This is a genomic window from Pseudomonas sp. Nvir (assembly GCF_963778085.1).
GTDB classification, from domain to species: domain Bacteria; phylum Pseudomonadota; class Gammaproteobacteria; order Pseudomonadales; family Pseudomonadaceae; genus Aquipseudomonas; species Aquipseudomonas juntendi.
In genome coordinates this window covers 2,855,450-2,878,867 of record NZ_OY970405.1, presented here as the reverse complement: position 1 = coordinate 2,878,867, position 23,418 = coordinate 2,855,450, and the positions used below count along the sequence as shown (strand labels likewise).

Genomic DNA, 23,418 nt, shown 5'->3' with positions numbered 1-23,418 from the left:
CGCACCTCAATAGCGGCTATATGCCACATATGAAGGCTCAACGCTATCCAGGATCAGGCGTGGTTGTTGCCTACACCTCAGCGCTGTCGAGTAAATTTTTTCTGCAGGCTGCCCTGGCGCCTCGGCTTTTCGGGTTTGTATTTGCAACGAGGGAAGCCTGAGCAGGATTTGAAATCACCGAACTTGCCGGTGCGCTGAAGCATGACACCATGTTGGCAGACCGGGCACCGTTCTTCCCGGATCGGTTCACCCTTGATGTCCGTAACCATCACGACACCGTATTTCACCAGTTCGGTCAGGAATGGGGAGTTTCTGGCCGTCACGGTGAACATGGCGACTGACCTACGCGCTCGGGTCAACGCCACGTAGAAAAGCCGGCGTTCCTCGCCATATAGGTATGTGTCGCCTTCAGGCATGACCAGGCCAAATACCGGATCGTCACCTTTCAGGCTCGGAAACCCTCCCACCATCATTCCAGGAATCAGAACGTAGTCGGCCTGGTCACCCTTTGAGGTGTGGATGGTTTTGAATCTGATTTCGAGCTTGTTGCCATAGCGCTGCTCCCATCCCTGAGGGATGAACTGCGCATCGGACTTGTACCGTCCAAGCACGAAAACCGATATTAACCTCCCATCGGCACCAGGAATTGCCCCGGTCGAAAGCCCCTGGTAAAGGTCGTCCAGGTACTGTCGCAAGCCATCCCGAACCTGATCCCTGCTGGATAACTGAAATGCCTGAAAAGCTGGGCCTACAGGCTCAGTCACAGAAATCACAGTCTTCTGCAATTGAGCCGGGTTTTTGCCCACAAACTGGCTGGACGCATCGCAGATGGCCTGAGGGCATCGGTAAGTCTTCTCTAATCTGAAAACCTCACCGTGGCCGTACCAGTCGACGAAGCCTGTCATGACACTGACATCGGCGCCGGCGAATCGGTTGATCGACTGCCAGTCATCGCCTACAGCGAACAGGTGACTGTGGGTCTCCTGAACCAAGGCTCGACAGAGCCGCGCACGCGCGCGTGATGCATCCTGGTACTCGTCGGCCATGACCAAGCGATACGGCGACTGGTAGCCGCGCTCAAGGCAGTCTGCTGCCATGTTGATCATGTCCTCAAAATCAATGCCGCCGTCTTCTTTCAAGGCGGCATCCCATCCGTCGATCACCGGGATCGCAAGCTCCAGGAACATCTTGTACCGGAACTTGAAGACGCTGAGCGGGAGAGCGTCGTAGCGTTCGTGTAGGTTGTCCGCCGTGAGGCTGTTGCTCTTATAGTGCGAAATGAACGCTCGGAGCACCTTCACCAGATCAATGTGATCCAGGGGCACCAGGCCGGAATCCGGGATCGGGCGGTCGGGGTTTGGATCTAGTACAACACCACGCGATGCCAGCTCTCGTGAGAGGTGCGCGAAGATCTCACCCGTCCTCAACTGATGGGAGGTCGATTCGATCAGCTGGGTGCCGTAGCTTGCATGCGTCTTCCGCTTCCAGTCGGCACCTTCCGCATAATTCTCAAAATGTGCGGGCGCTTGACCGTCTGCGTCGAAGGCGAAATGCTCGTGATAGAGATTCAGCGCGGGGTAGTAAAAATCGGGCACATACTGCCTGTGCTCGGCGGTCGCAGTATCGTGCTCGTAGGGGCGCTCATAGGCGTACTCGACACCGTTATAGAACAACCAGTTGGCAATCAATCGCTCTTCCTGGCTTGCGACATGCTCGCCATTGAGTGTGATCAGTCGAGCTTCCCCTTCTCGGTCGAAGGCCTCCGCCACATCTCTTAACGGCGCGGTGGAGTGATCCCGCCCGAAGACCAGGCGGAAAAGATCCCACTTGGTGCGGAATTCATCTGAACTGTCTTTGAGTGTGTCGACGATCACCCCAAGCTTCTCCAGCCCGAGATCCGCCCTGGTAGCCCACTTGGGTACACTCGGCTTCTTGCCCGTCGCGCCGCCAATGATTTTCAGGCCCAGGGAGTGGAATGTCAGTGCGTTGATCGTGACTCCGGCCATGCCAAGTCTTGCAAGTGACTGAGCCCCCCTCTCCTGTAGCTCCTGTGCGGCATCCTTGTTGAAAGCCAGCATGATGATCTCGGATGGGGCTACGAAACCGCGATGAACTGCGTAAATCGCCTTGGCAACCATCGTTGAGGTTTTGCCAGAGCCGGCGGAGGCAATCAGCTGAACCCGGTTGTCAAAGCAGACCACGGCTTTTGCTTGCTCATCATTGAGCTCCCGGGACTCGACGTGATCGAGCAGATGCGAACATGCATCCAGCTCGCGGATCATGTGAACCTGGTTTCGAGCTTTCCAGTGCTCAGGCCAATCTTGAGACCATTGACGCAACCGCCCTTGCACTCGCGGCTTGTTATCCCCCATCGCCGCCTGGATGACAGGAGAATCGAACAAGGCTTTGAGCTTCGCAGCGTCGATCCCCAGGGCATCCCTTTTCGAGAGGAGCTCCCGCTGCATGTCGTGCGTTAGCCATCGATGCTCGGCATCTGCAGTTACCTCGACCTGATCAACCTCTTTCAGCCAGGCCATGATCTTGGCGTAGTAAGCACGGAAATGCTGCTTGCTCGTGACGGCTCGAAGCTGATGATCCAAGGTGCTGCGCGCAGCATGGGGCAAGCCAACGAGGTGAACCTCGTGACCGATCCAGATGGTCACGTTCGTCCACAACAGACCTTGATGAAATCGCAGCGAGGAGAACGCTTCCAGCGGTATCGGATATGTCTGGTCATTCAGCGTGACGCTGAGCTCATCGTTTTCGATCGTCAGACGCCATGACGCCGCCCTTCTGAACAGCCGCGACAGAAAAGAAGGTTGCCACTCCATTGTCATCCGCTAATCACACCGCAAAAGGTTGGCAGTTTATCAGACGATTGGTGCCATCAGTTTTCACCGTGAACCTCGATCCCGTGCACAGCCAGGTCTAGCCACAAAGGGGATCGGTGATGGATACCTGGATGTCCACGGAGTCAGATCAGCTGTCCTGCCTGCCGTTATTTTGGGATGCGCGCCCCAAAGCACTCGAAACGGCAATTCCCTGTCTAACAATCAAATGGCCGGGCCAGAGACGCGTCAATGATCACTGAGTAGCCTATGGCCAGGTGCGTTAGGATTTTGCCAGTGACGCATCAATCGCACTTCGAATCTGGGCACTCCTCATCACCATCGCTGTTGTCGGTGGGTTCGCCTGACCTTGATCGCAGCTGTGCCGCTATCCATTCCCCCGCGTCTGAGAACTCTTGCATCATCTCGCCGAATTCCAAGGCTGTCAGGGCGCCTGGATTTTTTTTATCCTTCATGTTGCCTCCTGCAGTAGCGCAGGTCGTCTGCGGGTAATCTTCCCATCAACCTCAAAAAGGAAGCGAGTTCGTGACCAAAAATCCAAGTGAACTAGCCTTTCTGGCCCGAGGGATCGACAGTGCGTTGGCCAGGAAGCTGAGAGAGGACAACTGGACACTTGCAAAGCTCCAATCGCTAAGCCCAGAGAAGCTAATCGAGCTGGGGATCAGCGACACCATCGTACCTGTCATCCTTGGTGAGGGCAGACCGCCCATACCCCCTGATCTCCTCATCAAGACACTTTATGATAATCGCTGGGTTTGCTGTGTGTGCCGTGACGCCGAGCGTCCAATCATCGTTCACCACATCAAACCCTGGGCTGAAAGTCGCGACCACTCCCACTCCAACTTGGCTGTCCTTTGCTCAATTCATCACGGCGAGGCGCACTCCACCCACGCGTTGGAGCTTACCCTCACTGCTGACCGGCTCAAGGCAGCAAAGGCCGCCTGGGAGCAGAAAGTCAGTCGACTTGATCCCCTCGCCATTTTCAAAGCCACTCAGCTAATGAGCTGCCAATGGTGGTATTTCAATCACCTCAGAATTTTTGAAATTGCCCAGCAGGTTGGGATAGAGGCCATCCAGCTCCAGGGGTTTCAAGGCGCTTTACGTAATGGAGCGTGTGACGAAGACGGGTACCTGTGTTTCAGGGAAGGTCTCTTGTACGTTGGTCAGGCTCGGTCGCTCTCTCTGTACCGATACATGAGCAACATGCTTCAGTCCGCCATGGAGCATACCTGCGTCAGAAACATTTCAGACGACCTAGACCGTGGAACGCTGGATCGCTTACTCCTCGGTGGCGACTTGGTGTTCGCCCAAGGCTCGTATCAATTCTCGGACATTCCCGACGGCTTCGGGGCGGATCTGGTACGGGGGCGGCGAAGCGTCAACAACGTCGAGATCACCTTCGTTTTCAACAGGAACGAATCAACCTCGGACTCAGCCCGTACCGAGTGGCTTCGAGGAGTCCGTCACCTGGGCTGCCTGCTTCGTGTCAACAAGCTCGAAAGAAGCCTCAAAGGCACCCTGCACATCGAAGCCACCGTCTTGGCAATTCGCAGCGCCCATGAAGAGTTGAAGTCGAGGATGTACGAGATTGGCCTGTACAAAAGCGGCTTGATAGGAGGAGCGGATGAGGACGAAGAGTTCAACCTCCTTGCCTGCGAAGACGTGCTGGCCGACGACGAGTCGGATGAGGACTTTCGTGTTAGCTGATCATTACCCACGTGGGCAGGAGCTTGCGCTGAGCAAGGCGCAGTTTGCCCTGGCGACTTTAATTTGAGTTCAGTCCCTACTTCTTCGAAACTGAATACTGCGCAACGGGTCAATCATCTGCCAAGGGGCACGAGCTTGACCGCATAAAACTAAGCTAGAGCTTCGATATTCAAACCAACCGCCTCGCCGCTCCCCAAATCTAAGCTAAGAATTAGTTTTCTTAAACATGCTCCCCTAACGACGCTCAAACAACCGGAACGTTTACGTTAAAAGTTCTCAGCAAATTGATGTGGTAATACTCTCAATCAAGGGTTGCTAGCTATGATGCCTTGGGCGAACGAGAGTAAATCCTTGATACGCCCTCCTCCTTTTCTATCCAAGTAATGACCCAAGATACCTACAGCACGTGGCCCATGCTCATCGCAGCGCTTGGAATCGCCGATCATCAATACCTGCGCATCGCTCACCCCGGGTACCTGACCCGGAATAACATCAAGCATCGTGCAGACACTCCGGTATATCGCCGGGTCTGGCTTTAGCAGACCTAACTCAGCACTCAGTGCATAGCCATCTAGGTCAGGGAAAAGCTTCCTGGCGATTGAACAATACGGCCCCGCCAGGTTTGAGCACAAAGCAATTTTGATTTGGCACTGACGGAGAAGGTCGATGGCAGGCATTGCCTCATCGAAGGGCTTAATGGACTGGAGCTCAAGGTCGAGGCAGCTCTGGAGGTTGGCCAACTGCGTTCGGGACACCTGGATCTCCAGAAAATCAGCTGCCTCTGCAAGGCCGCCATTGATAGCCATGATCGAGCGTAGGTCACTCGGCGACGCTGCCCGGCCCTGTTGCGCACCTACCCTGAGCAGCTCTCGATAGGGATTCTGACGGTTCTGAATCTCAACCAAGGTGCCAAACAGGTCAAAAATGACCGCCGCAATCATGTCCTCTCCCCGTCAGCTGATATGCCCTAGTAGTTTTGAGTTTTTCGAACCTAAACTATTTTACTACAACGCCATAAGAGGCAAGGTCATTTACCAAGGTGTTGCGCCGTAGCATCTTCGGCAACTTGAAAATATTTCTATAGCCATAGATCAGGCCTAAAGGAATGATCAGCAAACCGAGGCCGAACGTTGCCGTCGCAGCAATCAAGCCGGCCGGGATTGACCCCAGCCCAAACACAATCCCTTTTAGAACGGTCGACCTAGCAACCAGTCGCATATGATCAAGATCATACTCGACTTTGCCATTGCTTTTCTCGAACGCGACAAGAACAATCGACTTTTTACCTACATGCTTGAAGAACCAGGTGCGCGGAGCATCCGTCACAATCGCGCCGTGCCGCTTGAGGTAATCTAACATTACCACTTCTTTGAAGTGGAATGTATTACCCTGGTCGTCCTCGCAGCGAACCATAGTATACAGCGCGTCAAGGTCACCACTCGCCTGAAGGTGAAAGTTCTTGACAGTGAGCGTCATTTTTTTGAGATCGGACATACCTTTCCTTAAATGCTCCACAATTTTTGTGCTGGGTTAATTTGGTCATGTTGGGGGCAGGCGAGCAGGCAGGTGCCCTCCCCATGACGGAGATAGATTGTTTACTGCCAAAAAGTTAGATATCGACCAAGTCAGATCAGCAAGGAGGTGCTCGCCTGGCTACGGCCTGACTCTCCCTATCCTTGGGCTTGCTTGCCCAGCGATAAAATGGACTCAGGCCTCCGCGTCATCACACTCCGGAAGCTCGGAGACGATTACGTAGTGATCATTGCCTCCCAGACTGCGCATCAGCGTAAATCCCCCGCGTTGCTCGACAGCACGAACCGGCGGGGTAACGACGGTCATGCCATCACTGATCGCACCTGACTGGTCACCGTAGACGAGAGCCGTGTAGCGATCACCCACCCGAGCAGCGTTCATTAAATACGCATCGATGGTGATACCCCACTCGATACCGCTCGCCCGCACGACCCGCATTGGGAGTCCGGTCTGTTCACAGGCACTCACGCTTCCAATTCCTCAGTTAATTTCAATGATTTTGTACGGGTCGAATCCACATTCTTCCTGAGGATACCCGCGCTGGTTCGAGATCAAGCGGCACCCACCCAGTACAGTGTCGATGGAGAAATGGGTATGGCCGAACACCCAGAAATCGGCCTGTTCCACCAAGGAGTGCCACCTGTTGTAGTACGCAGCGCTGACATGCCCATCGTGCTCATCGCCCGCTACCTCAGCCAATGGGGCATGGTGAGTGACGACAAATGTTTTCCCCGCGAATGGCCGGCTCAACTCCTGGCTGAGAAACTCCCGCGTGGCGTGGTTCTTGGCAATGAGGTCGGCCGGCCGCAGGCGCCGATAATTCGAGTCGACCCTGATCATTTTGAAGTCGTTCATCACCCGGCCGCAGGTCATGGATGCGGCGACCGTATCGCCCGTCGAGGAAAAATCCGTCCATGCAGTACCCGCCAGGAATCTGACATTCCCGAAGACCCACGACTCGTTTTCTAGCACGTAAACGTGAGGTGCCGCTGCCGCTCGCATCTTCTCGATTGTTCGATCGAGATGGCCCTTGTAGCACTCATGATTGCCAGCGCAGTACACAACTGGAGCCGTGAAGGTCTCGTTTGCCCACAAAACACCTCGTGCTTGGAGATCAATGTCGCCGGCGAGCACGACCACATCCACTGGTACGTCTGGCGGGATGAAACGGTCGAATTCGTTGTGTAGGTCTGAGTAGATGAGGACTTTCATGAGTGGTGAGTGCTTCGGGCCTTGCTATCAGGGTAAAGATTGGGTGCCGGTTACCGAAATAGATGCCCGGTTTCCAGCTCCTCGGTGCTTAAATTCGGTTTACGCATCAATTGCATGATGCGGCTAGCTGGGTGGTGCGATAGCGAGCAGCAAGCTACCTGCTCACGACAGTGAATATATGCACTTGCGTGTGACAAAGCAAATTCAGCATATCGTTCGATTTGAACGGAAACGCTCATGTCGCTTCGCTCTGCCTACGGCTTGACCCTCAAATTCCTGCGCACACGTCATGAATCGTCCCAGGATGCCTTGGGCAAGGCGGCTGACCGCTCCTACATCAGCCGGCTTGAAGCGGGTGAGCATTCAGTCACTGTTGACGTGAGCCATAGCATTGCGTGCGCACTTGGGATTGACCCCCTCTCCCTTTTGGTTCTGGCTTACGCCGCTGAACGGCGTCAAACGCCTCAGCAGGTTCTAGACCACCTTGCGGGTGACCTGGCCTCAGCCGGCTTGCTGACAACTGAAATTCCATCCAGGCCTTCCGATGTGCTTCACCCAGTACCCGCTGCGGCAGAAGAGCTTAGTTCTCAGATCCGAGAACTCATCGGGCAAGGCCTCAGTCAGTCTGCTGTGGCTCGACAGCTGGGTGTCAGCAGGCAGACGGTTAGCCGACATTTGAAAAAATCGGCTGAAGGTAGATCCTGACGACCATTGGTATCTATGTTCCAAGGCCCGTAGTAAAGCCGCTTGCTCAAACGGTGTAGGCATCGTCCTTATAGACAATGAGAAAGCAGAGAAACTTCGTCTCAAAGGTCTGGGAAAACCAGCCAGCGCTGGTGCGGCGCTCCGCTCTCCAGCCACAGACGATCTTGGGAAGAATACTCATCTCGCAACGAGTACACAGCATGCTCAAGCCCTCGGAAAAACTCGGCACATCGAGCAATGAGGTCAGGGGGAGTAGCGGAATAAAGCTTTCTCAACTCAAGGTATTCTTCCCGATTGGAGTAAAGGATCGCCATTTTGCCGATTGCAAACGGAGTGCTTGGCCAGGGAACGCCGGCCTGCTTCGCCAACTCGACAAACCTGGTTATCTGTGATGGCAGAATAAGTCCTAGAATCATTCCTGTAAGAATCAGTGCATAGGATCGCTGGAGCGGGGTTGAGATGCTCACTCCTGTTTGGATGCGCTCAGTCAAGGGCATGCTTTTCGGGATTACCTGGCCTCTATTCTTACGTGCCAGTGCGCAAGCATATCCTCCACCTTCGAACCGGGTTCTTTGTTTGAGCAATAGTGAGTAGGTGAGGTCAAACAGGGCCTTGGTGCTCTGAGTGTTCTCAAGGCCCAAGGTGTTGAAGCTCGGTTGCCTGAAATACCAGCGCTGAACCCGAATCGCAAGACGGTCACGCATCATCCTGAAAGCATTCGATGGGGAGTCGGACGCCTCCTCCTTGAACGCCTGCCATGCCCGATCGTACGTGCTTGGGCCATATCGCATCGTTACCAACAAGCGTTTGTGCTGGTAACAATATGCTGTCATGCAGTAAGTCCATGCCTTGCGCCAGCATGGAAATTCGATTGCAGTGATATCCTCCCTCAAGCATGCAGGGCAATAATGGTTTCGCATGGTGTGCGGTACGATCAAGCTGGAGGTTGATGCAAAATAGTCCTGCTTAACACCGAAACTGGAGAGATATCTACCGATGACCTCACGAATCAGATCCATGTCGTAGTCAATATCGGTGGATTCCCAGGGCCATTGGTCAGACCCTGGGGCGCGGCGTTCCCGGGTAATCATGGCTTTCAAAGCCATAATGAATGCGTTGTAATCGGAGGCTGAGCGCGTAATGCCAACCCTATAGAGCCAAGACGAAAATGTCTCGTCTTGCGCGGGCCGCTTTGCGTTCTTAACCATTACGTGGCCTATAGCGACTCCTCGCCCTACCGAAAGCATTCACACCAACGGCCCAACATTCACCGCCTTGGTATTCGCGAGCAAAAATGGACAAAAAGGCGACCACCTCACCGATATACCCCTTGGTTAGCTTCAAGATGGTGCTTGCGTCATCTATGGGCATCGACGGGTAAGGTGCCAAGTTGGGCATGGATACGGCCTTCTCCGCCAAAAATGCATTGGAGAACTCTTGAACATCCTTCGAAGATTCAAATTTCTTGATAGAGTGCAGAGGCTCTAGCTCAAAATTACTCCAGCCAACGGCCTTGGGTTGAAAAATAGAAAAGTTTCCAGCCAGTACAAAAACCACAGAGTAAGGAGGCTCCATCATTGCGTGCATAATGCTTATAAATACCGACCTTTCCAATTTGCCGAGCTTCTGGATTAGGTGAGCATCGTCAATTAGCATCACTTTGATTTTGGAGTGCGTCAGGTACTCACTTAGGAAGCGAGGGATGACTGTTGTATTTGTCCACATAACACTTTCATTAGGTAGCCGCATAGCGTGGAGCAATGCAGCTCTGACACCTAACAGATGAGGGATAGGTGTCATCCTAAGCAGCCATGGAGAGTTGAGCCCAATTAGTCGAGATCGGCAGAGACGATACAGAACAGTGGTAAGCCCACTAAGATTTTCACCATGGAAGCAGACCCATCCTCCAGCACCGTCCCGCAGTTTGTGTGAGATAGTCATGGCAATTTCAGCTCCAGCGAAGTCCTGAACTAGGTTGGGGACGTATGCAACCTCATTCATACAGGCGACTCTAAGTAAGAGTCACCGAGGTAACGTACCCAGCCCGAAGGGGCTTTGTGGCCAAGAGTTATGTTATCGACAGTGATTTTTTCAATACCTGTGGCAATGCCGTAGCACGCTGCACTCTTCAATAGCTTGACCATAATTCCTATGACCCCCATCGAATATTGGTGCAGGGTTCGGACGATTGTTGGATCCGTGAGGTAAGAGCGTTCCCGCAAGGGGTAGAGTTGTTCGAGCATATCCAGAAAATCTAACAACTCTGGATCCCTCTCCTGCCAGGGATTAAGTTTGACTCTTTCAACCCGCCTAGCTAGCTGATCTTCGTTCTTAAATAGGTTCTCCGCACCAGGAAGTCCAAAACCAAAAATGGATAAGCTGCAGGGCTTTGCAGTAAGCCCTCTGATTAAAGTCAAAATTAGATCAAGCTGGTCGCGCTTGTTCTTTCCTAGATCGTGAAAGTCATCGAATGCCAAGCCACATTTTCCTTTGAGCCTTAAAATTTCTGCAAAATTTTCATAGCTAAAAGTACCTCGTACTGCAGCATCTGCATGCCTTGGCTCCCCCACTGCCTCGAATAGTTGGGCAACGAACTTCCGGTACCCGATCTCTGGCTTGACATGAAAATGAATGAGTTTATGTGCCCAGTCATCACCGGAGCGCCTTCTTGCCTCAAGGAAGCTAGTTTTACCTGCGCCTGTGGGCCCCAAGACGGCCAAACATTCAGCTGAAATTTGATTGCCATGATTATTCATCATCATTTTCATGATGAATTCGATTTGGTCATATTGAGAATGATGCACCCATAGATCCTTCTTAATCACGGCAATCCTTTCCATCACTGGCAGGTCTAGCAAGCCCCTGCGGGAAGGCTCTAAATGCTCACCGGCCATCTCAATCCTCCCAGCGAAGCTTACGACGTTGTCGGTTTGGATCGATTTCCTTAACTGCTGGATCCGACGGCTCTGGTACCGCAGGCGGCCCTATGACGCTTTGGGTTTTCTGGGCATGCTTTGCGTCCGCATTGCGTTTTTTGCGAGCGCGTTTAGTTTCCTTGGCGGTTTCGATATCTTGTTCGTTGTTTTTTTCACGTAGGCGATGACTGCGCTCAGATCGCACCGTTCCGGACTTTCTACGCTTTTCGGGAGCCCGAAGCATGTATTGGTTTTCGCTCATGGCTGGCGCCATCTTGTCACATTGAACGATATCGTGATAAACACCATTAACCTTGAAAAATAAGCGACTTAGGTCTCTGGGGTCATACTTAAAATAGACTGTCTCGCGCGCCACACCCCGAAGAATCTTATCATCATAATATTTATCTTTAAATAGTATGCCTTTTGGAGATACAATCCTGTGGTCTTCTGGATAAAAATCTAAAGCAAATGTTCTCGGGTCTGCGGGCGTGGGAGGCATAATGTCTTGACCACTTGCAGTAGTCATATCCTCTTCCCATACCTCAAAAGGAGTTAGCCCTTCAAGAGCCCTGTGCTCCGTATCATGGTATATGCTAGCACTTCTAGCGAACCACAACTCGAACTCTTCCAGCGTCCTAGTGGCCTGAGTCGCTGGATCAATCTCTCCTCTCTTTACAACATTAGACTGCGTCGAGCCTCGCAGAAAATGCACCTTCCCCATAAAGGTGCCAATTAGCCGTTCGATATGACCACCGAAGTGCTTAGCACCTAGAGGACGCAATAGCGGATCAATTCCATACGCCCTGCAAGCAGCCTCAAAAATCTCGCTTGTGAACTCGCTAGCATTATCAGAATGAATAACCTTCATCAGTCCATAGCATATGTATTTAATGTCGGGATCATTAAACTCAAGCAATGATTTTGTTTTTGGGAATACTGCATTAACGAGCGCCATGGCGCAACTGATTGCGCTTGGTGGACACAGAGAAATGTAATACCCCAAGACCACGCGTGTGCGTAAGTCTATGAGCATGGTAATCCATGGCCTCATAAGAGGGGTGCGCGCATCATCTAAAATAAAACAATCCACCATCGTGTGATCAATTTGAACAAAGTCTAGTGCATGCAATACTTTCTTGGAGCGAGTTTTCATTCCGTATTTTTGTTTGGCCTTCTCAGGGCCGTACTTCATTCGACATCTATCGAATGCTGGAATCTCGTAGAAACGTTTAGAAACTGCATTCCTGGACGGAGTAGGAAAACCACTCAGCGTACACTTTGTATCAATCTGCTGGTAAACGTTTTCTAAAGTTGCACCTGGCCCTTGGTAGTACTTTTGGATACAAAAATCTATGATAGCCTCTACTTCTCCAGATAGAAGGCGCGTACCTTTCTTGCGTCCACGAGGGATGGACAGAATTGAAATCGCACCGTACTCGGGGCGATATTTTTTTAGCTTTCGATTAAACTGAGACACGGACATGCCGACTGACAACGCTGCTTCAACTCGCGAGAGCTCTTTGCTGCGATACTTGATGAAAGCCGTCTCACGCTTAGAGGCAAGCGTGCGTTGTTCAGGCGTTACCCTAGAGTCGTCAAACCAAAGTGCATGCAAATTTTTCTTCAATTCATCAGTTTTGTCAGATTCCTCTACCGCAGTGAGTTGTTCAGGTGATGCGTAGGAAAAGGAACCGTCGCTTCTGTCCTGGACGAGTACGCCGTTAGTTTTATCGAAGCTTACGATCTTGCAGCGCTTGCCTTCAAAAACAACCAGCTGGCCCTTTTGTAGTATCTCCCGCATTTCTTCCTCGGCTTGCAGTTCAGCGCGATTGACACTGCAAAGCAATACCAAGCTGATTGTATGAAGTCAATCATATAAGACTGAAAAATCCAATGTAATCCTTCAAGTAATATATTATTAGCTATATTGGAAATCGACGCCCCCTTCATCGCACCTTACAGCGTGTCATGCCTTGGCAATCAATTACTTGAGACTTGACCGCATATTTTTTTATTTTTTCACAACGGCTTTCGCATTAATTGATCACTTGGGCTTTACGGAACACAATTAAATTGTTTCGCACAAAATCTCTATGCAAATCAGATATTTAGAATCTCTTTGTTTTACTATAATTGTAATTTGCACTACCAATCTAAAGCGGCATGCGCTTTGCTAGGTGGGTTTGTGATAGCCCCCCCTTTCAGAGGTAAGGCACCGTCAAGACGCCAGGCCGAGCCGAATCCTGGTCGGAGAGCTTCCTGGGTGGATGGAAGCTAAAGAGGCTCTGTTGAGTTGCACAGTCTTAATGCAGCAAGCCGTCTCAAGAATTTGATGGGCTGGCGCTAATGCCTAGTGAATACACGCGCAGGCCAGGCTCATAGCTACAGCGTCCGCTGGTACGGACAAGCCTCCTGGCATATTCTCTGGGATTGACGGTAGCGTCGGCTTGGAGCCGAATGAGCCCGGAGTTTCAGTCCAGATCGGGTTTGTAGCTGGTATCCTATCTGCCAGCTTGAGGATGAGCCTGCGCCATCCTTCCTCCCCTGATCTGAGTCGGGGTTCAAGATTGGATGACACAAGCTGTGTATCAGGCTCGCTAGAGCTGATCGTTACCTTTACCCGCCAATAAATGCGCCTTTTTTGTTTACCCGCCAGAAAACGCGCTTTCTTGCTTATTAACCTTCGAAAAAAGCGCATCTATTGGCAGATGCGAAAAAACACCATTACATTCAGGTGGTTGCGGAAGGCGCATTTTTTCGCGGGCCTGACAAGGGTGGACAGATTTGAAGCCAGGCTCACGATGGCTCAGGCTCCTTTCCCGCTTTGGGCTGGAAATCAGCCGGCGTCATTCCATAGCAAACGATGAACAAATCGCGGCAGCCTTGCTCGCGGTACCACATCACAACGCGCTCAATCATCTGGCCCAAAATGTAGACTAGCGTGTCGTCATATCCGCCCGGCGAGCTTGCTTCGTACGGATAGCGAGCGCTTGTGAAAACGTTCCGATAACGCTCGATCCATTCTTCCTCCTGGTCGAATCGAAGTCGCGAACGGATATCAGCAGGCACCGCGTAAAAAAGCGTGAGCAGATCGTGCTTGTCAGCTCGATTCCGATCAGCTGCAACCTTGCCAATACGCTGCAGCTCACGGTGTGCATCTCTAATGAGCGTGGGCTCCAGGTCATACGTTTCATTGACCTGGCCATGGTGGCCATCGGGCACGGCAACAAAGCTTTTAAGCAGAATTTCCATGCCAATTGCTGCATTTATTTGGGCAATTGCCATCATGTCGTGACCGGTAAGCAGGTGCTTTGCAGCCTCGCAATAGCGGTACGCGCTTTCAAGCATCCAGGGTGTGAGATGCGGTTGCATCAAGATTCTCCAAGAGCAGCGGCCCAGGAATTGAGCTTTTCCTGGTTCAGCAGATGAGCTACCCTGCCCTTAGAATATTCGTTTCAGGAATAACTATACTAAATGACTATTTAGTGGAGTTATAAGCCAGCCTTTCCCCAAATGCACTCATTCTCCCCCTTCAATCTAGGGCTGGCACGTTTTCCGCACCTCCCTGAACGCTTCGCTCTGTTCCAATGCAGAACTGCGGCGGTCGCCCAGATCTATTAATGCATCGAGTATCCGGAGCAGGCCGAGTGATTGTTCCTGAGCGAGAGGATAACGCCTGTCCGCTAGACGCTGTACTACGGCTGCAATGCGCGCTGGATGCGTGGTGCTCGCCCAGCTCCCCTGTGCCAATTGTAGGGATTCCATTGCAGTGCCTACTTGATGGATGAACGCATCCAGTGGATAAGCATCTGCAGCCCGTTCGCAGAGGGTGAGGAATTTGCCCATCACGAACGATGACCAGCCGACGGAGTTCATGATGCGGGAAATCAGGGGCATGGTTATCGCGATTTCTGACCAGTCGCCATTTGCAAATCGCTTGGCGCCTGGAGCCCCTGTTATCTCTACGAAAAGCAAGGCAGAGATCAGACGGGACAATGCGTTGTCATGCACCGAGCCGTCATTGTGCCCGGAGAATGCCCTATCGTTGATGAGTCTTTCAGCACACAACTCCAACTGCGAAAGCGTGCTTGGAGGAATGCATTCGGCGTCGATAACATGACGAACAGTCAAGGACTGAGCAATGCGGCTCAGCATGTGCAGTGCATTGCGCTCCGGCACCAGAAATGGCTCTTGGCAAACATCGGTGAACCATTGCTCGTCAACGTTGGGTGCTGATCGAGCACACAGATGCCCAAGCGAGTTGTACCAACCGTGTTCTTCTGGATGGCGCTTCCTGCCCGTAGCCTTAGGTGGCATCAATCGCGAGGCTGTCCATTCCACGAGGCTAGCAAGCGCTGATTGCCAAAGAGGCCGATATTGATCTGAAGCACACCACCGTTCGACAGGGAAAAACTTGAAAATGCTTGCGGCAAAGCGCTAATCGAAGAACGGATCAGGGTCCCGCAAAACCTCTTCACTCCCCTCCTCCAAGTGCATCGTCAACTGCTCCCAGGCCTTTGGTACGGCTGGGAACTGACTTGGCTGCTGCGCTATATCGAATGTCAAAGCCATCTGCAAAGACTGCTCGCGACTGATCTGGTCTGTCGTATGATCGTGACCACTGTCCGGCGACCAAACAGAGCGGCGCCGAATCGCCATCCGCATCGCCAACTGAGCTGCCACCCAGGTGATGGCAAGATCGTCGTCCCGAAGCAGTCCAGCAAATGCCAGAGCCGAGATGCCCTCCAATGGATGATCTGTAAGGTTGATTAAAGCAATGCATGCCTGAGCGTCTGAGTCTTCAGTGCTCCGTTGATGCACCAACGCCACAATCAGGTGGTTAAAAGACGGTTTCCAGGCACGCCCTTTGCCAGTGCTTGGCCTGCGCTTCGCCGACCCGGCGAGCACGTGGGTATATCTGGACCCGGCCAGCGGCGAGGTGGTGGCCAGCTCCGACCGCACGCAACGGGTCGGGCGCTGGTTGTTCAACCTGCTGCACAGCTGGGATTGGCAACCCCTGCTGACCAGGCCGCTGCTGCGCGAAAGCCTGCTCATCGCCATGAGCATTGGTGGCCTGGTAATCGCGCTCAGTGGAGTCGTACTGGGATGGCGACGTCTGCTCAGGGTTTTCAAGTAACCGTTACGCTGATTGCGTGCTTGGCGAACAGCGCTGCAGTGTTCACACTGCAGCGCTTTTTGCTGCCCTGAAGGGTTGATCATGCTCTACATCGTCATGCTCGGCGGTCGCCACCCTCGAGCTCGTATCGAAGTCCACGATGTGGTCTTCGCCCAAGCGGACACGCTGGAACAACTCCATCCCCAGTTGCGCGAAGCCTGGTTCGGCAGCGCCGAAGGCCTGCACATCGACTCCTGGCTGGAAGTCGCCGGGGTCGATGGCTATCGCGTCGAACTGAGCCAGATGGCTCCAGGCCCTGACGCCATGCGCCTGTTCTTCCTGAACCTGGGCGGCTATGAACGGCAGGTATTCGGTGAAGCGCATCGGTACCTGCTGGTAGCGGCTACCGACAAGGCCGAGGCCAAGCGCTTGGGCAAGCAACGCATGGCATCTGATTGGCTCAAGCCGCATACCGACGCTGTGCTCGACGTCGACGATTGCCTGCCGGTCGACTTGGTGGCGGGACGCTATGTACATCTGGTCAAGGGCGAGCACGCGGGTATTCGCCAGTTCAGTGATTACATCCTGCTCTGAAGACCATGAACCGAGGCAAGAACCAAGCCGGGGCTGGTGACCAGCCCCGGCTTTTTTCGGCCCGGTGAAAACCCTGCCAAGAGCAAAACACCGGGCCAATTTCAAATTAGCACGGCACTCGACCACCCTCGACCTGCGGCATCCTGCCGCACCATTGATAGCGATGCCGCCGGCACAGTCGATGCGCCAGGCCTGAGTCAAACTGTCGCACCTGACAGCTACCGACACTTACATAGACTCCGGCTTCGAATAAAAAACCTGAGAGGTCGGTCATGAAAAAAACATTGGCAATGCTTACCTGCCTGGCACTCGCCAGCGTGGCCCAGGCGGCCCAAGAGCCGGAGGCAGTGTTCAACCGCGCCTGCAAGATGTGTCACAACGGCCAACTGCCCATGGCCCCGAAAAAGGGCGACCAGGAGGCCTGGAAGCCACGCCTGGCCAAAGGCAATGACGTACTGGTCAAGCATGTCACCGAAGGCTTCAATGCCATGCCGGCGCGTGGCCTGTGCATGGACTGCACGGCCGAGGATTACCAGGCGGTGATCGACTACATGTCCAAGTGATGCGGCCACCCGTGCCGAGCCTGACACGGCACGGGTGACGCCCCTATCGGCGCTCCGCTCGGCGCCAGGCCCGCAGCCATAGGCACAGCAGCATCCCCAGCAACAGCGCCACGATCATCATGTCCAGGACCAGGCTGTATCCCCTGGCCCGCAGCAACGCGCCGAACAGAGGCGGCCCCAGCGCGAAGCCTGCAAAGAACCCTACCGACAGCAGGCTGGCCGAAGCCGCTGGCGTGCCGAATGCACGATCATGCACGACCATGCTCATGGCCACCGCGTTGGTCGCCACCGCTGTCAACCCCATGCCGATGCTGCCAACCCAGAGCCACGTCCAGGCTAGTGGCGTGGCCATGCTCAGGCTGAACACCGCCAGTGCCGCCAACGCGCAAAGCGCACCCAGCATCAGACTCTCGTCGCGCATCCGCGCCGCCAGGGGTGTCAGCAACACCCGCGCAACGATGCCCATCACGCCGAACACCGCCACCAACGAACCCGCCAGCACCGCCGGCACCTCCTGGGCACGGGCGAACACGCCCAGGTAGGTCACGAACGATGACAGGGCGATGGCCACGCTGCACTGCACGGCCATCAACAGCGCCAGCCCGGCCGAGGGCCGGCGCAGGGTGGTCGAGGCACCGCGAGCACTGGCCGGTAAGCTCGGTAGATGACGCAAGACCGTCCAGCCCAGCAGCAACGCCAACGGCGCGAACAGCACCAGCGCTACCCGCCAGCCCAGGTACTGGGCCAACAGCGGCAAGAGTAGCCCCGCGAACAGCGCCGACACTTGCACGCCGGCCTGTTTGAAACCCACGGTCGCGGCCCGCTCGGCCACGGGAAACTGTTCAGCGATCAGCAGGTTGGTGGCAGGGTTGGCCAAGGCCTGGGCCACGCCACACACGGCCAGCGCCAGCACCAGCCCGAGAAACCCCGGCAATACGCCAGCCAAGGTGTAGGCCACGGCGCAGCAGCCGAACAACAGCCCCAGCGCCCGACGCCCGCCCAGCCGTTCGACGATGGCCCCGGCGCCTAACGACAGCAACGCAGCCAGGCCAAAAGCGCTCATGGTCAGGTAACCCAGCCAGTGTTCGGGTACCTGCAGGTCAGCAACCAGGAAAGGCCCCAGCGCGCCGATGGCATAGAACACCAGCATGGGCAGCGCCATGGCCGCGCCCAGCAAGCTGCGCAACAGCCAGGTGGAAGGCTGGCTGGTCAGCACGTGATCAGTCTGCATGGGGGCCGTCCTCGTCCACTGAACCTGTCCAGTTCATGGGAGACGAAGAAGGCGCGGCAAAATTCACCCCGCCTCCTTCTTGATAGGCGCCGATCAGCTGTCGCCCCAGGGCACTGACCAGCGCATCGTCGGTGCCATCCATGAAGTGGGTGGCGCGGGCGTGCCGGTAAATCCCCGAGAGTGGCGTACCGTCGGTCAAGCCTTCGGCGCCGTGGATCTGGATCGCCGAATCGACGTTCAGGCTCAAGGCCCGCGAAGCAGCCAGCTTGGCCAGGTTGGCCTCCACGTCATTGCTCTGGCCCTGGTCAAACCGGGTCGCGGCATCGTGCAGCAACGACCGCGCGGCATGGATGGCCTGGTACGCCTCGACCATGCGCAGGCGCACCAGTTGCTTGTCCGCCAGTCGCGCCAAGGCGCCACGGGGCGAGACGATGCGCGCCCCCATCAGGTCGTAGCAGCGCTGGGCCATGCCCAGCCAGTGCGCCGCACGCAGCAGCCGCCCCAGGGCAAGGCGCTCCTGGATCAGCGCAAATCCCTGGCCCACCTGGCCGAGCACCTGATCCTCTGCGAGCCGGACCGCGTTCAGGCGTACCGGCGCTTGCCCCTGATAGCGCCCCAGCACCTTCATCCGCTCACCAACCTCCACCCCCGGTGTACTGGCAGGCACCACGAACAGGCTCAGCGCTCGCTCCACCGGCCCTTCGGCGGTACGCGCCACCACGGTGATGAAAGCCGCCTGCTCGGCGCGGCAGATGAACCACTTCTCGCCGTCCAGTTGCCAGTGGTCACCGCACCAACGGGCGCGGGTGGTCAGCGTCGCGGGTATCGAACCGATGCTGTTTGGCTCGGACATGCCGTAGCTGGCAAGCGCCTCCCCTGCCAGCACGGGCGCAAGCACCTCGCGCTGCAGGCGTGGGTTGCCGTGACGTAGCATGTAGCCGTCCAGCACGGCTTCGGCACCGAACACGGCCGGCCCGTATTCGGACCTGCCTTCCTGCTCGGCCAAGGGCAGGTAGTCGAGCAGCCGGCCTGGCGCCAGGCCGTTGGCCTGCCCCCACAAGCCGGCATCGCGAGCCGCCTGCTGCAGTTGCGCCAGGCAGTCCTCGGCCCTGGCATCGCCTGCGTCCAGGCATGGCTCCAGCGGTAACAGCCGCTGGTCCACGAACCGGCGAATGCGCCGGGCCACGGGATGAAGTTGATCATGTTCAGGCATGCGCGCTCCTCAGCAGGCAATGTTCAGGGTGCGTTGCAGGAACTCCAGGTCGGCGGCCAATGCTTTCTTGTCCACCTTGCCGGCGGGGCTCAGGGGCAATTCGCGGTAGAAGCGCAGGTACTCCGGCCATTTGTTCTTCTCCAGACCCTGGTCGCCCAGGTAATCGGTCAGGTGTTTCAGGGCAAAACGCCGGGCGCCCTGACGCAGGCTCAGGCAGATGCACACACGCTGGCCCAGTTCGGCATCGGCCACCGCCACGCAGGCGGCACTGACAACGTCCGGATGCGCGGTGACCAGCCGCTCGATCTGTGCCGGGCTGATATTGGCGCCGCCGCGAATAATCACGTCCTTTTTGCGCCCGGCCAGCACCAGGTGTCCTTCCCCATCGATCAGCCCCAGGTCGCCGGTACACACCCAACCCTGTGCATCGCGATAGCGCTGATCGAGCTCGGGCGCGTTGACATACTGCATCGGGCTCAAGGGGCCGCGGGCCTTGATCTCGCCGACTTCGCCCGCAGGCAGTTCGTGGCCATCGTCATCGACGATCTTGATCTGGCAGACGCTGGGGTTGGGCTTGCCAACGCTGTTCAACACTACATCCAGCGGGTCATCCGGCAGGTTGTGGCAGTTGACCCCGTCGGCCGAGCCATACAGGCTCACCAGTGCGCAGCCGAACGCCTCGACACAGCGGCGGATGCTCTGCCCGTCGATCAGTGCTCCGCCACTGACCAGCGCCACCAAACTACGGCGGTCGGCGTGGGCCAGTGCCGGCTCGGCGGCGATCCGCTGCAACATGGTCGGCACTGCGAAGACGTGAGTCGGGCGCAGCTGCTCGATGGCGCTGATGGCATCTGCCACTTCAAAGTGCGCCAGCACCGCCAACGAGCCGCCCAGCCAGGCCAGGCACCCGGCCGTGGCGGTGGAACCGAACGCCGAGCCCAGTGGCACCAGATACAGCCCGCGTAAAGCCTGCCCCTCTGGATGCAGGCGTTGCAGGAAGCGCCCGCGTCCACCGACCAGCGCATTATGCGAATAGGCCACCAGCTTTGGTTCGGACTCAGTGCCGGAAGACACCAGCAAGCGCGCTGGGCTGTCGGGGCATACCTGGGGGCGCTCGGCCGCCGTCAGTGGTTCCGACGCCAGCAACCCGCTCAAGGTCGACCAGCCCTGACGCTGGTCGCCGTCGACCACCAGCACGCGCAAGCCCAGCAAGGTAGGGCGCAGCGATTCCACCAGTGCACACAGGTCGACCTCGCCCTGGCAAGGCGCGACGATCACCGCCCGTGCACAGCAGCGCTTTAGTAAGGCTTCGATATCCAGCCGCCCGCGCCCCGGTGGAAACGGCGCGACCACCGCGCCCAGCACGGCAGCGGCCAGGTCGATGGCGCAGCACTGCCAGCCGTTGCCGAGTTGATAGGCGACCACATCACCCGCCACCACGCCACGCTCACGCAGACCACGGGCCAGGCGGAGGGCCTGGTCGTGGAGCTGGCGGTAACTCACCTGCCCGTCCAGGGTCAGTACTGCCGGTTTCTCGGGCGCGGCCATCACGTGCGCCTCGAACAACTCGAACAATGGCCGGTCGGCGTACCAGCCGGCCTCGCGCCAGGCCTGCCTGGCAGTGACGGGGACCAGATCGATGATGCCGGATTCGTTCATGTGAACCTCCATGGGGAAAGCACGCGGGTATAACGGCCAGGCGCCAGCCAAGGCGCCAAGCGTGGGTCTTGTTGAAGTTCAGCAAGGTCCTGGCGGACGATCGCCACGGGCACACCTGCGGCCAGCAACCGCGCCTGCCAGTGGGCGGCCGGCTGCCGGGCCAGTTGCAGCGCCAACGGCTCGCGCAGGGTCTGCCACGCGCACGGCATGGGGAAGTCGAACAAGCGTGCGAGGGTTTCAAGGTGCTCAGGGGCGCAGCAGTCAATCGCCAGGCTGGCGTCCTGGCAGCGGAACACGCCCGCGCTTAGTGGGCGTATACGCGTCATCCGCGAGCGGCACAGCAGATCGGCGGCTCCGAGCAAAGAGCTGTCCACGCGCCCGGCATGGCCGTGCAGATGGCGGGCCAGCAGCGCGGCGACGATGCCCTGGGCGGCGATCACCCCGCCGAATACATCCAGTACGGTGAACAGCGAGCCGCCAGGGTTGCCCTCGCCCTGGCCGATCAGGTGGGCGATGCCCGACCAGGCCTGCACGGTGAAGTCGGTGCCCGGTAGCCCGACGGGCACCTGGGCATTGCCCCAACCACCGGCGTAGGCATAGGTCAACGCGGGATTGACCTGCGCCAGGTCCGCTTGATCGAGCGCGAGCTCCTCGGCCTTGCCAGGGGCCCAGTTGTGCAGGAACACATCCACCTCGGCGATGTTCCGACGCAGTTGCTCACGCTCGCTGGCCGACTTCAGGTCCAGTTCGACCACTGCCTTCAGGCCGTTGAGCGCATCGAAACGTACCGAACAGCCCTGCGCCAGCGGCGCCATGCCACGCAGCGGATCGCCGCCGGGCATTTCCAGGCGGGTTACCTGTGCCCCGAGCATCGCCAGCAAGTGGCCAGCCAACGGCCCCTGAATACGCCGGCACGACTCGATGACGCGCAAGCCGCTCAATGGCAGCGCCTGGTTGCATGGACGCGGCAGCACCGCCACCGGATGCAGCTTGAACGCCCAAGGCGTATCACCGACTGGCGTCAGGGTATTGCGCTGGCCGGGTTGATGGACTGGCGTGACGGCCATTCCCACCGCCGTGCAGTGCTCGACGACCTGCGCGTACGGCAGGTTCGCCAGCGTCCTACACAAAGTCTCTGGCATCGGTGCAATGGCGCGGGCATAGCGCAGCAGGAAGCCCTGCCAACCTTTGCTGCTGTCGGCCCGGGCAACGCCCAGGCCGTCCCAGAATGCCAGCCACGGGCCGGCGTCCAGGGTTTCCAGCTCGAAAACCACGCCATCGGCACTGACAAAGGGTGGCCGCAAGCGGGCAGACGAGCACCCCGCAGGCAATCGCTCGGCGCCCCTCTCGGCCGTTGCTCCAGCCAGGTACTGGCTGATGCACTGCAGACCGGCGCCTGGCAGCGACACGCTGCAGTCCGTTACCTGGCCACCGCGCAGACGCGCCAACGCCGTCGCCATCAACCCGGTCAATGCCAGGCTCGCGACCACATGAGCGAGATAGTCGAGGTCGATGGCCTGGGCCTGCCCACTGGCCCGGCCGTGCACCGCCATCAGTCCGCAGGCAGCCTGGAGGGTGAATTCGCTGATGGCCCGAGGCGCTTCGTCGTCCCAGCCGGTGAGTCGGCAATGCGTGGGGGCCAGCCCCTGGCCTTGCAGGCAATAGAACTGTTCGCGTCCTGCGTCGGATACAGACTCGACGGCAATCCCCAGCGCCCTTGCCTGCATCGCCAGGGCTCGCTGCAACGAATCATGCTCATCGGCGAACGCACCGAGCAGGCGACAGCCGTGCAGCGGCGCCGCTTGATTCATCGTGCACCACCCGCGACAGCGGGCAGGATGGTGAGCTCATCGCGGTCGGCCACGACGGTGTCCAGGTTGTCGAGGAAGCGGATGTCCTCGTCGTTGAGGTACAGGTTGACGAAGCGGTGCAGTTGCTGCGCATCCATCAGCCGTGAGCGAATGCCTGGGTAGCGCCGTTCGAGGTCGTCGACGACCTCGCGCACCGTCGTGCCTTGCACTTCCACGCGTTTGCTTTCCTGGGTGTAGCTGCGCAACAGGGTCGGAACACTGACAATAACCGGCATGGCGTACTCCTCGGCCAATGGCCGATTTAATA

The 23,418-nt window shown here is 56.7% G+C and carries 22 protein-coding genes and 1 pseudogene; 5 read left to right on the top strand and 18 right to left on the bottom strand.

Annotation, left to right across the window (positions count from 1 at the left end; genetic code table 11):
- Positions 1-77 precede the first annotated feature (77 nt).
- Both AACG97_RS13890 and AACG97_RS13885 read right to left on the bottom strand, forming a co-directional pair.
- Positions 78-2,831 carry a UvrD-helicase domain-containing protein gene (locus AACG97_RS13890; RefSeq protein ID WP_232555074.1) on the bottom strand — a complete coding sequence of 918 codons (2,754 nt, stop codon included), beginning with the start codon at positions 2,829-2,831 and terminating at the stop codon, positions 78-80.
- A 302-nt stretch (positions 2,832-3,133) separates the two neighbouring features.
- On the bottom strand, positions 3,134-3,304 hold the full coding sequence (locus AACG97_RS13885; RefSeq protein WP_154211760.1) for a hypothetical protein: 171 nt from the start codon (positions 3,302-3,304) through the stop codon (positions 3,134-3,136).
- A gap of 70 nt (positions 3,305-3,374) precedes the next feature.
- Between AACG97_RS13885 and AACG97_RS13880 the strand changes: the two genes are divergently transcribed.
- Entirely contained in the window at positions 3,375-4,556 is a 1,182-nt protein-coding gene (locus AACG97_RS13880) for an HNH endonuclease (protein WP_154211761.1), read from the top strand.
- Between the two features lie 305 nt (positions 4,557-4,861).
- On the opposite strand, the gene AACG97_RS13875 is transcribed toward AACG97_RS13880, so the two are convergent.
- The 4 genes from AACG97_RS13875 to AACG97_RS13860 form a co-directional block, all read right to left on the bottom strand.
- Positions 4,862-5,497: an HAD family hydrolase gene (locus tag AACG97_RS13875; RefSeq protein WP_049275672.1), complete on the bottom strand. Its 636-nt coding sequence runs from the start codon at positions 5,495-5,497 to the stop codon at positions 4,862-4,864.
- 55 nt (positions 5,498-5,552) lie between these two features.
- Positions 5,553-6,050, bottom strand: coding sequence for a hypothetical protein (locus AACG97_RS13870; protein WP_049275670.1), 498 nt, complete (start codon positions 6,048-6,050; stop codon positions 5,553-5,555).
- A 213-nt stretch (positions 6,051-6,263) separates the two neighbouring features.
- Complete coding sequence (locus AACG97_RS13865; protein ID WP_338463660.1) at positions 6,264-6,557, bottom strand: hypothetical protein; 294 nt, start codon at positions 6,555-6,557, stop codon at positions 6,264-6,266.
- Between the two features lie 12 nt (positions 6,558-6,569).
- Entirely contained in the window at positions 6,570-7,301 is a 732-nt protein-coding gene (locus AACG97_RS13860; RefSeq protein WP_154211335.1) for a metallophosphoesterase, read from the bottom strand.
- 237 nt (positions 7,302-7,538) lie between these two features.
- Between AACG97_RS13860 and AACG97_RS13855 the strand changes: the two genes are divergently transcribed.
- Positions 7,539-8,006, top strand: coding sequence for a helix-turn-helix domain-containing protein (locus AACG97_RS13855; RefSeq protein WP_049275666.1), 468 nt, complete (start codon positions 7,539-7,541; stop codon positions 8,004-8,006).
- A gap of 101 nt (positions 8,007-8,107) precedes the next feature.
- Here the strand turns inward: AACG97_RS13855 and AACG97_RS13850 are convergent, their stop codons facing one another.
- From AACG97_RS13850 to AACG97_RS13820, 7 genes are all read right to left on the bottom strand, one after another.
- Entirely contained in the window at positions 8,108-9,214 is a 1,107-nt protein-coding gene (locus tag AACG97_RS13850) for a TniQ family protein (protein WP_049275665.1), read from the bottom strand.
- Positions 9,207-9,806, bottom strand: a complete 600-nt coding sequence (locus AACG97_RS13845) for a hypothetical protein (protein WP_152906050.1) — start codon at positions 9,804-9,806, stop codon at positions 9,207-9,209. Before AACG97_RS13845 ends, AACG97_RS13850 begins: the two co-directional genes overlap by 8 nt.
- Positions 9,807-10,003: 197 nt before the next feature.
- Entirely contained in the window at positions 10,004-10,900 is an 897-nt protein-coding gene (locus AACG97_RS13840; protein WP_049275663.1) for a TniB family NTP-binding protein, read from the bottom strand.
- 1 nt (position 10,901) lies between these two features.
- Positions 10,902-12,725: a Mu transposase C-terminal domain-containing protein gene (locus AACG97_RS13835; protein WP_154211338.1), complete on the bottom strand. Its 1,824-nt coding sequence runs from the start codon at positions 12,723-12,725 to the stop codon at positions 10,902-10,904.
- Positions 12,726-13,720: 995 nt separating this feature from the next.
- The gene (locus tag AACG97_RS13830) at positions 13,721-14,296 is read right to left on the bottom strand and encodes a hypothetical protein (protein ID WP_197885095.1); all 576 of its coding nucleotides are present in this window, start codon (positions 14,294-14,296) and stop codon (positions 13,721-13,723) included.
- Positions 14,297-14,461: 165 nt separating this feature from the next.
- Positions 14,462-15,244, bottom strand: coding sequence for a hypothetical protein (locus AACG97_RS13825; RefSeq protein WP_197885096.1), 783 nt, complete (start codon positions 15,242-15,244; stop codon positions 14,462-14,464).
- A 117-nt stretch (positions 15,245-15,361) separates the two neighbouring features.
- The gene (locus AACG97_RS13820; protein WP_125855186.1) at positions 15,362-15,673 is read right to left on the bottom strand and encodes a hypothetical protein; all 312 of its coding nucleotides are present in this window, start codon (positions 15,671-15,673) and stop codon (positions 15,362-15,364) included.
- Positions 15,674-15,785: 112 nt separating this feature from the next.
- Here AACG97_RS13820 and AACG97_RS13815 point away from each other — a divergent pair.
- The 3 genes and pseudogenes from AACG97_RS13815 to AACG97_RS13805 all read left to right on the top strand — a co-directional run.
- Positions 15,786-16,061: pseudogene (locus AACG97_RS13815) on the top strand (PepSY domain-containing protein); the annotation flags it as partial.
- Positions 16,062-16,142: 81 nt separating this feature from the next.
- Entirely contained in the window at positions 16,143-16,634 is a 492-nt protein-coding gene (locus tag AACG97_RS13810) for a DUF1543 domain-containing protein (protein ID WP_009686835.1), read from the top strand.
- Between the two features lie 272 nt (positions 16,635-16,906).
- Positions 16,907-17,197 (top strand): c-type cytochrome, encoded by a 291-nt coding sequence (locus AACG97_RS13805; protein ID WP_197885097.1) that lies wholly within the window; start codon positions 16,907-16,909, stop codon positions 17,195-17,197.
- A gap of 43 nt (positions 17,198-17,240) precedes the next feature.
- Here AACG97_RS13805 and AACG97_RS13800 read toward each other — a convergent pair whose 3' ends face one another.
- Genes AACG97_RS13800 through AACG97_RS13780 form a run of 5 tightly spaced genes read right to left on the bottom strand, consistent with a single transcriptional unit; the run spans position 17,241 to position 23,386 of the window.
- Positions 17,241-18,428, bottom strand: coding sequence for an MFS transporter (locus tag AACG97_RS13800; RefSeq protein WP_197885098.1), 1,188 nt, complete (start codon positions 18,426-18,428; stop codon positions 17,241-17,243).
- Complete coding sequence (locus tag AACG97_RS13795; protein ID WP_009686838.1) at positions 18,418-19,641, bottom strand: acyl-CoA dehydrogenase family protein; 1,224 nt, start codon at positions 19,639-19,641, stop codon at positions 18,418-18,420. Before AACG97_RS13795 ends, AACG97_RS13800 begins: the two co-directional genes overlap by 11 nt.
- Positions 19,642-19,650: 9 nt before the next feature.
- Positions 19,651-21,300: a class I adenylate-forming enzyme family protein gene (locus AACG97_RS13790; RefSeq protein ID WP_225786391.1), complete on the bottom strand. Its 1,650-nt coding sequence runs from the start codon at positions 21,298-21,300 to the stop codon at positions 19,651-19,653.
- Positions 21,297-23,111 (bottom strand): CoA transferase, encoded by a 1,815-nt coding sequence (locus tag AACG97_RS13785; RefSeq protein ID WP_225786390.1) that lies wholly within the window; start codon positions 23,109-23,111, stop codon positions 21,297-21,299. Before AACG97_RS13785 ends, AACG97_RS13790 begins: the two co-directional genes overlap by 4 nt.
- Positions 23,108-23,386, bottom strand: a complete 279-nt coding sequence (locus AACG97_RS13780; protein ID WP_009686843.1) for a MoaD/ThiS family protein — start codon at positions 23,384-23,386, stop codon at positions 23,108-23,110. The genes AACG97_RS13785 and AACG97_RS13780 overlap by 4 nt, the downstream gene beginning before the upstream one ends.
- Between the last annotated feature and the right edge of the window lie 32 nt (positions 23,387-23,418).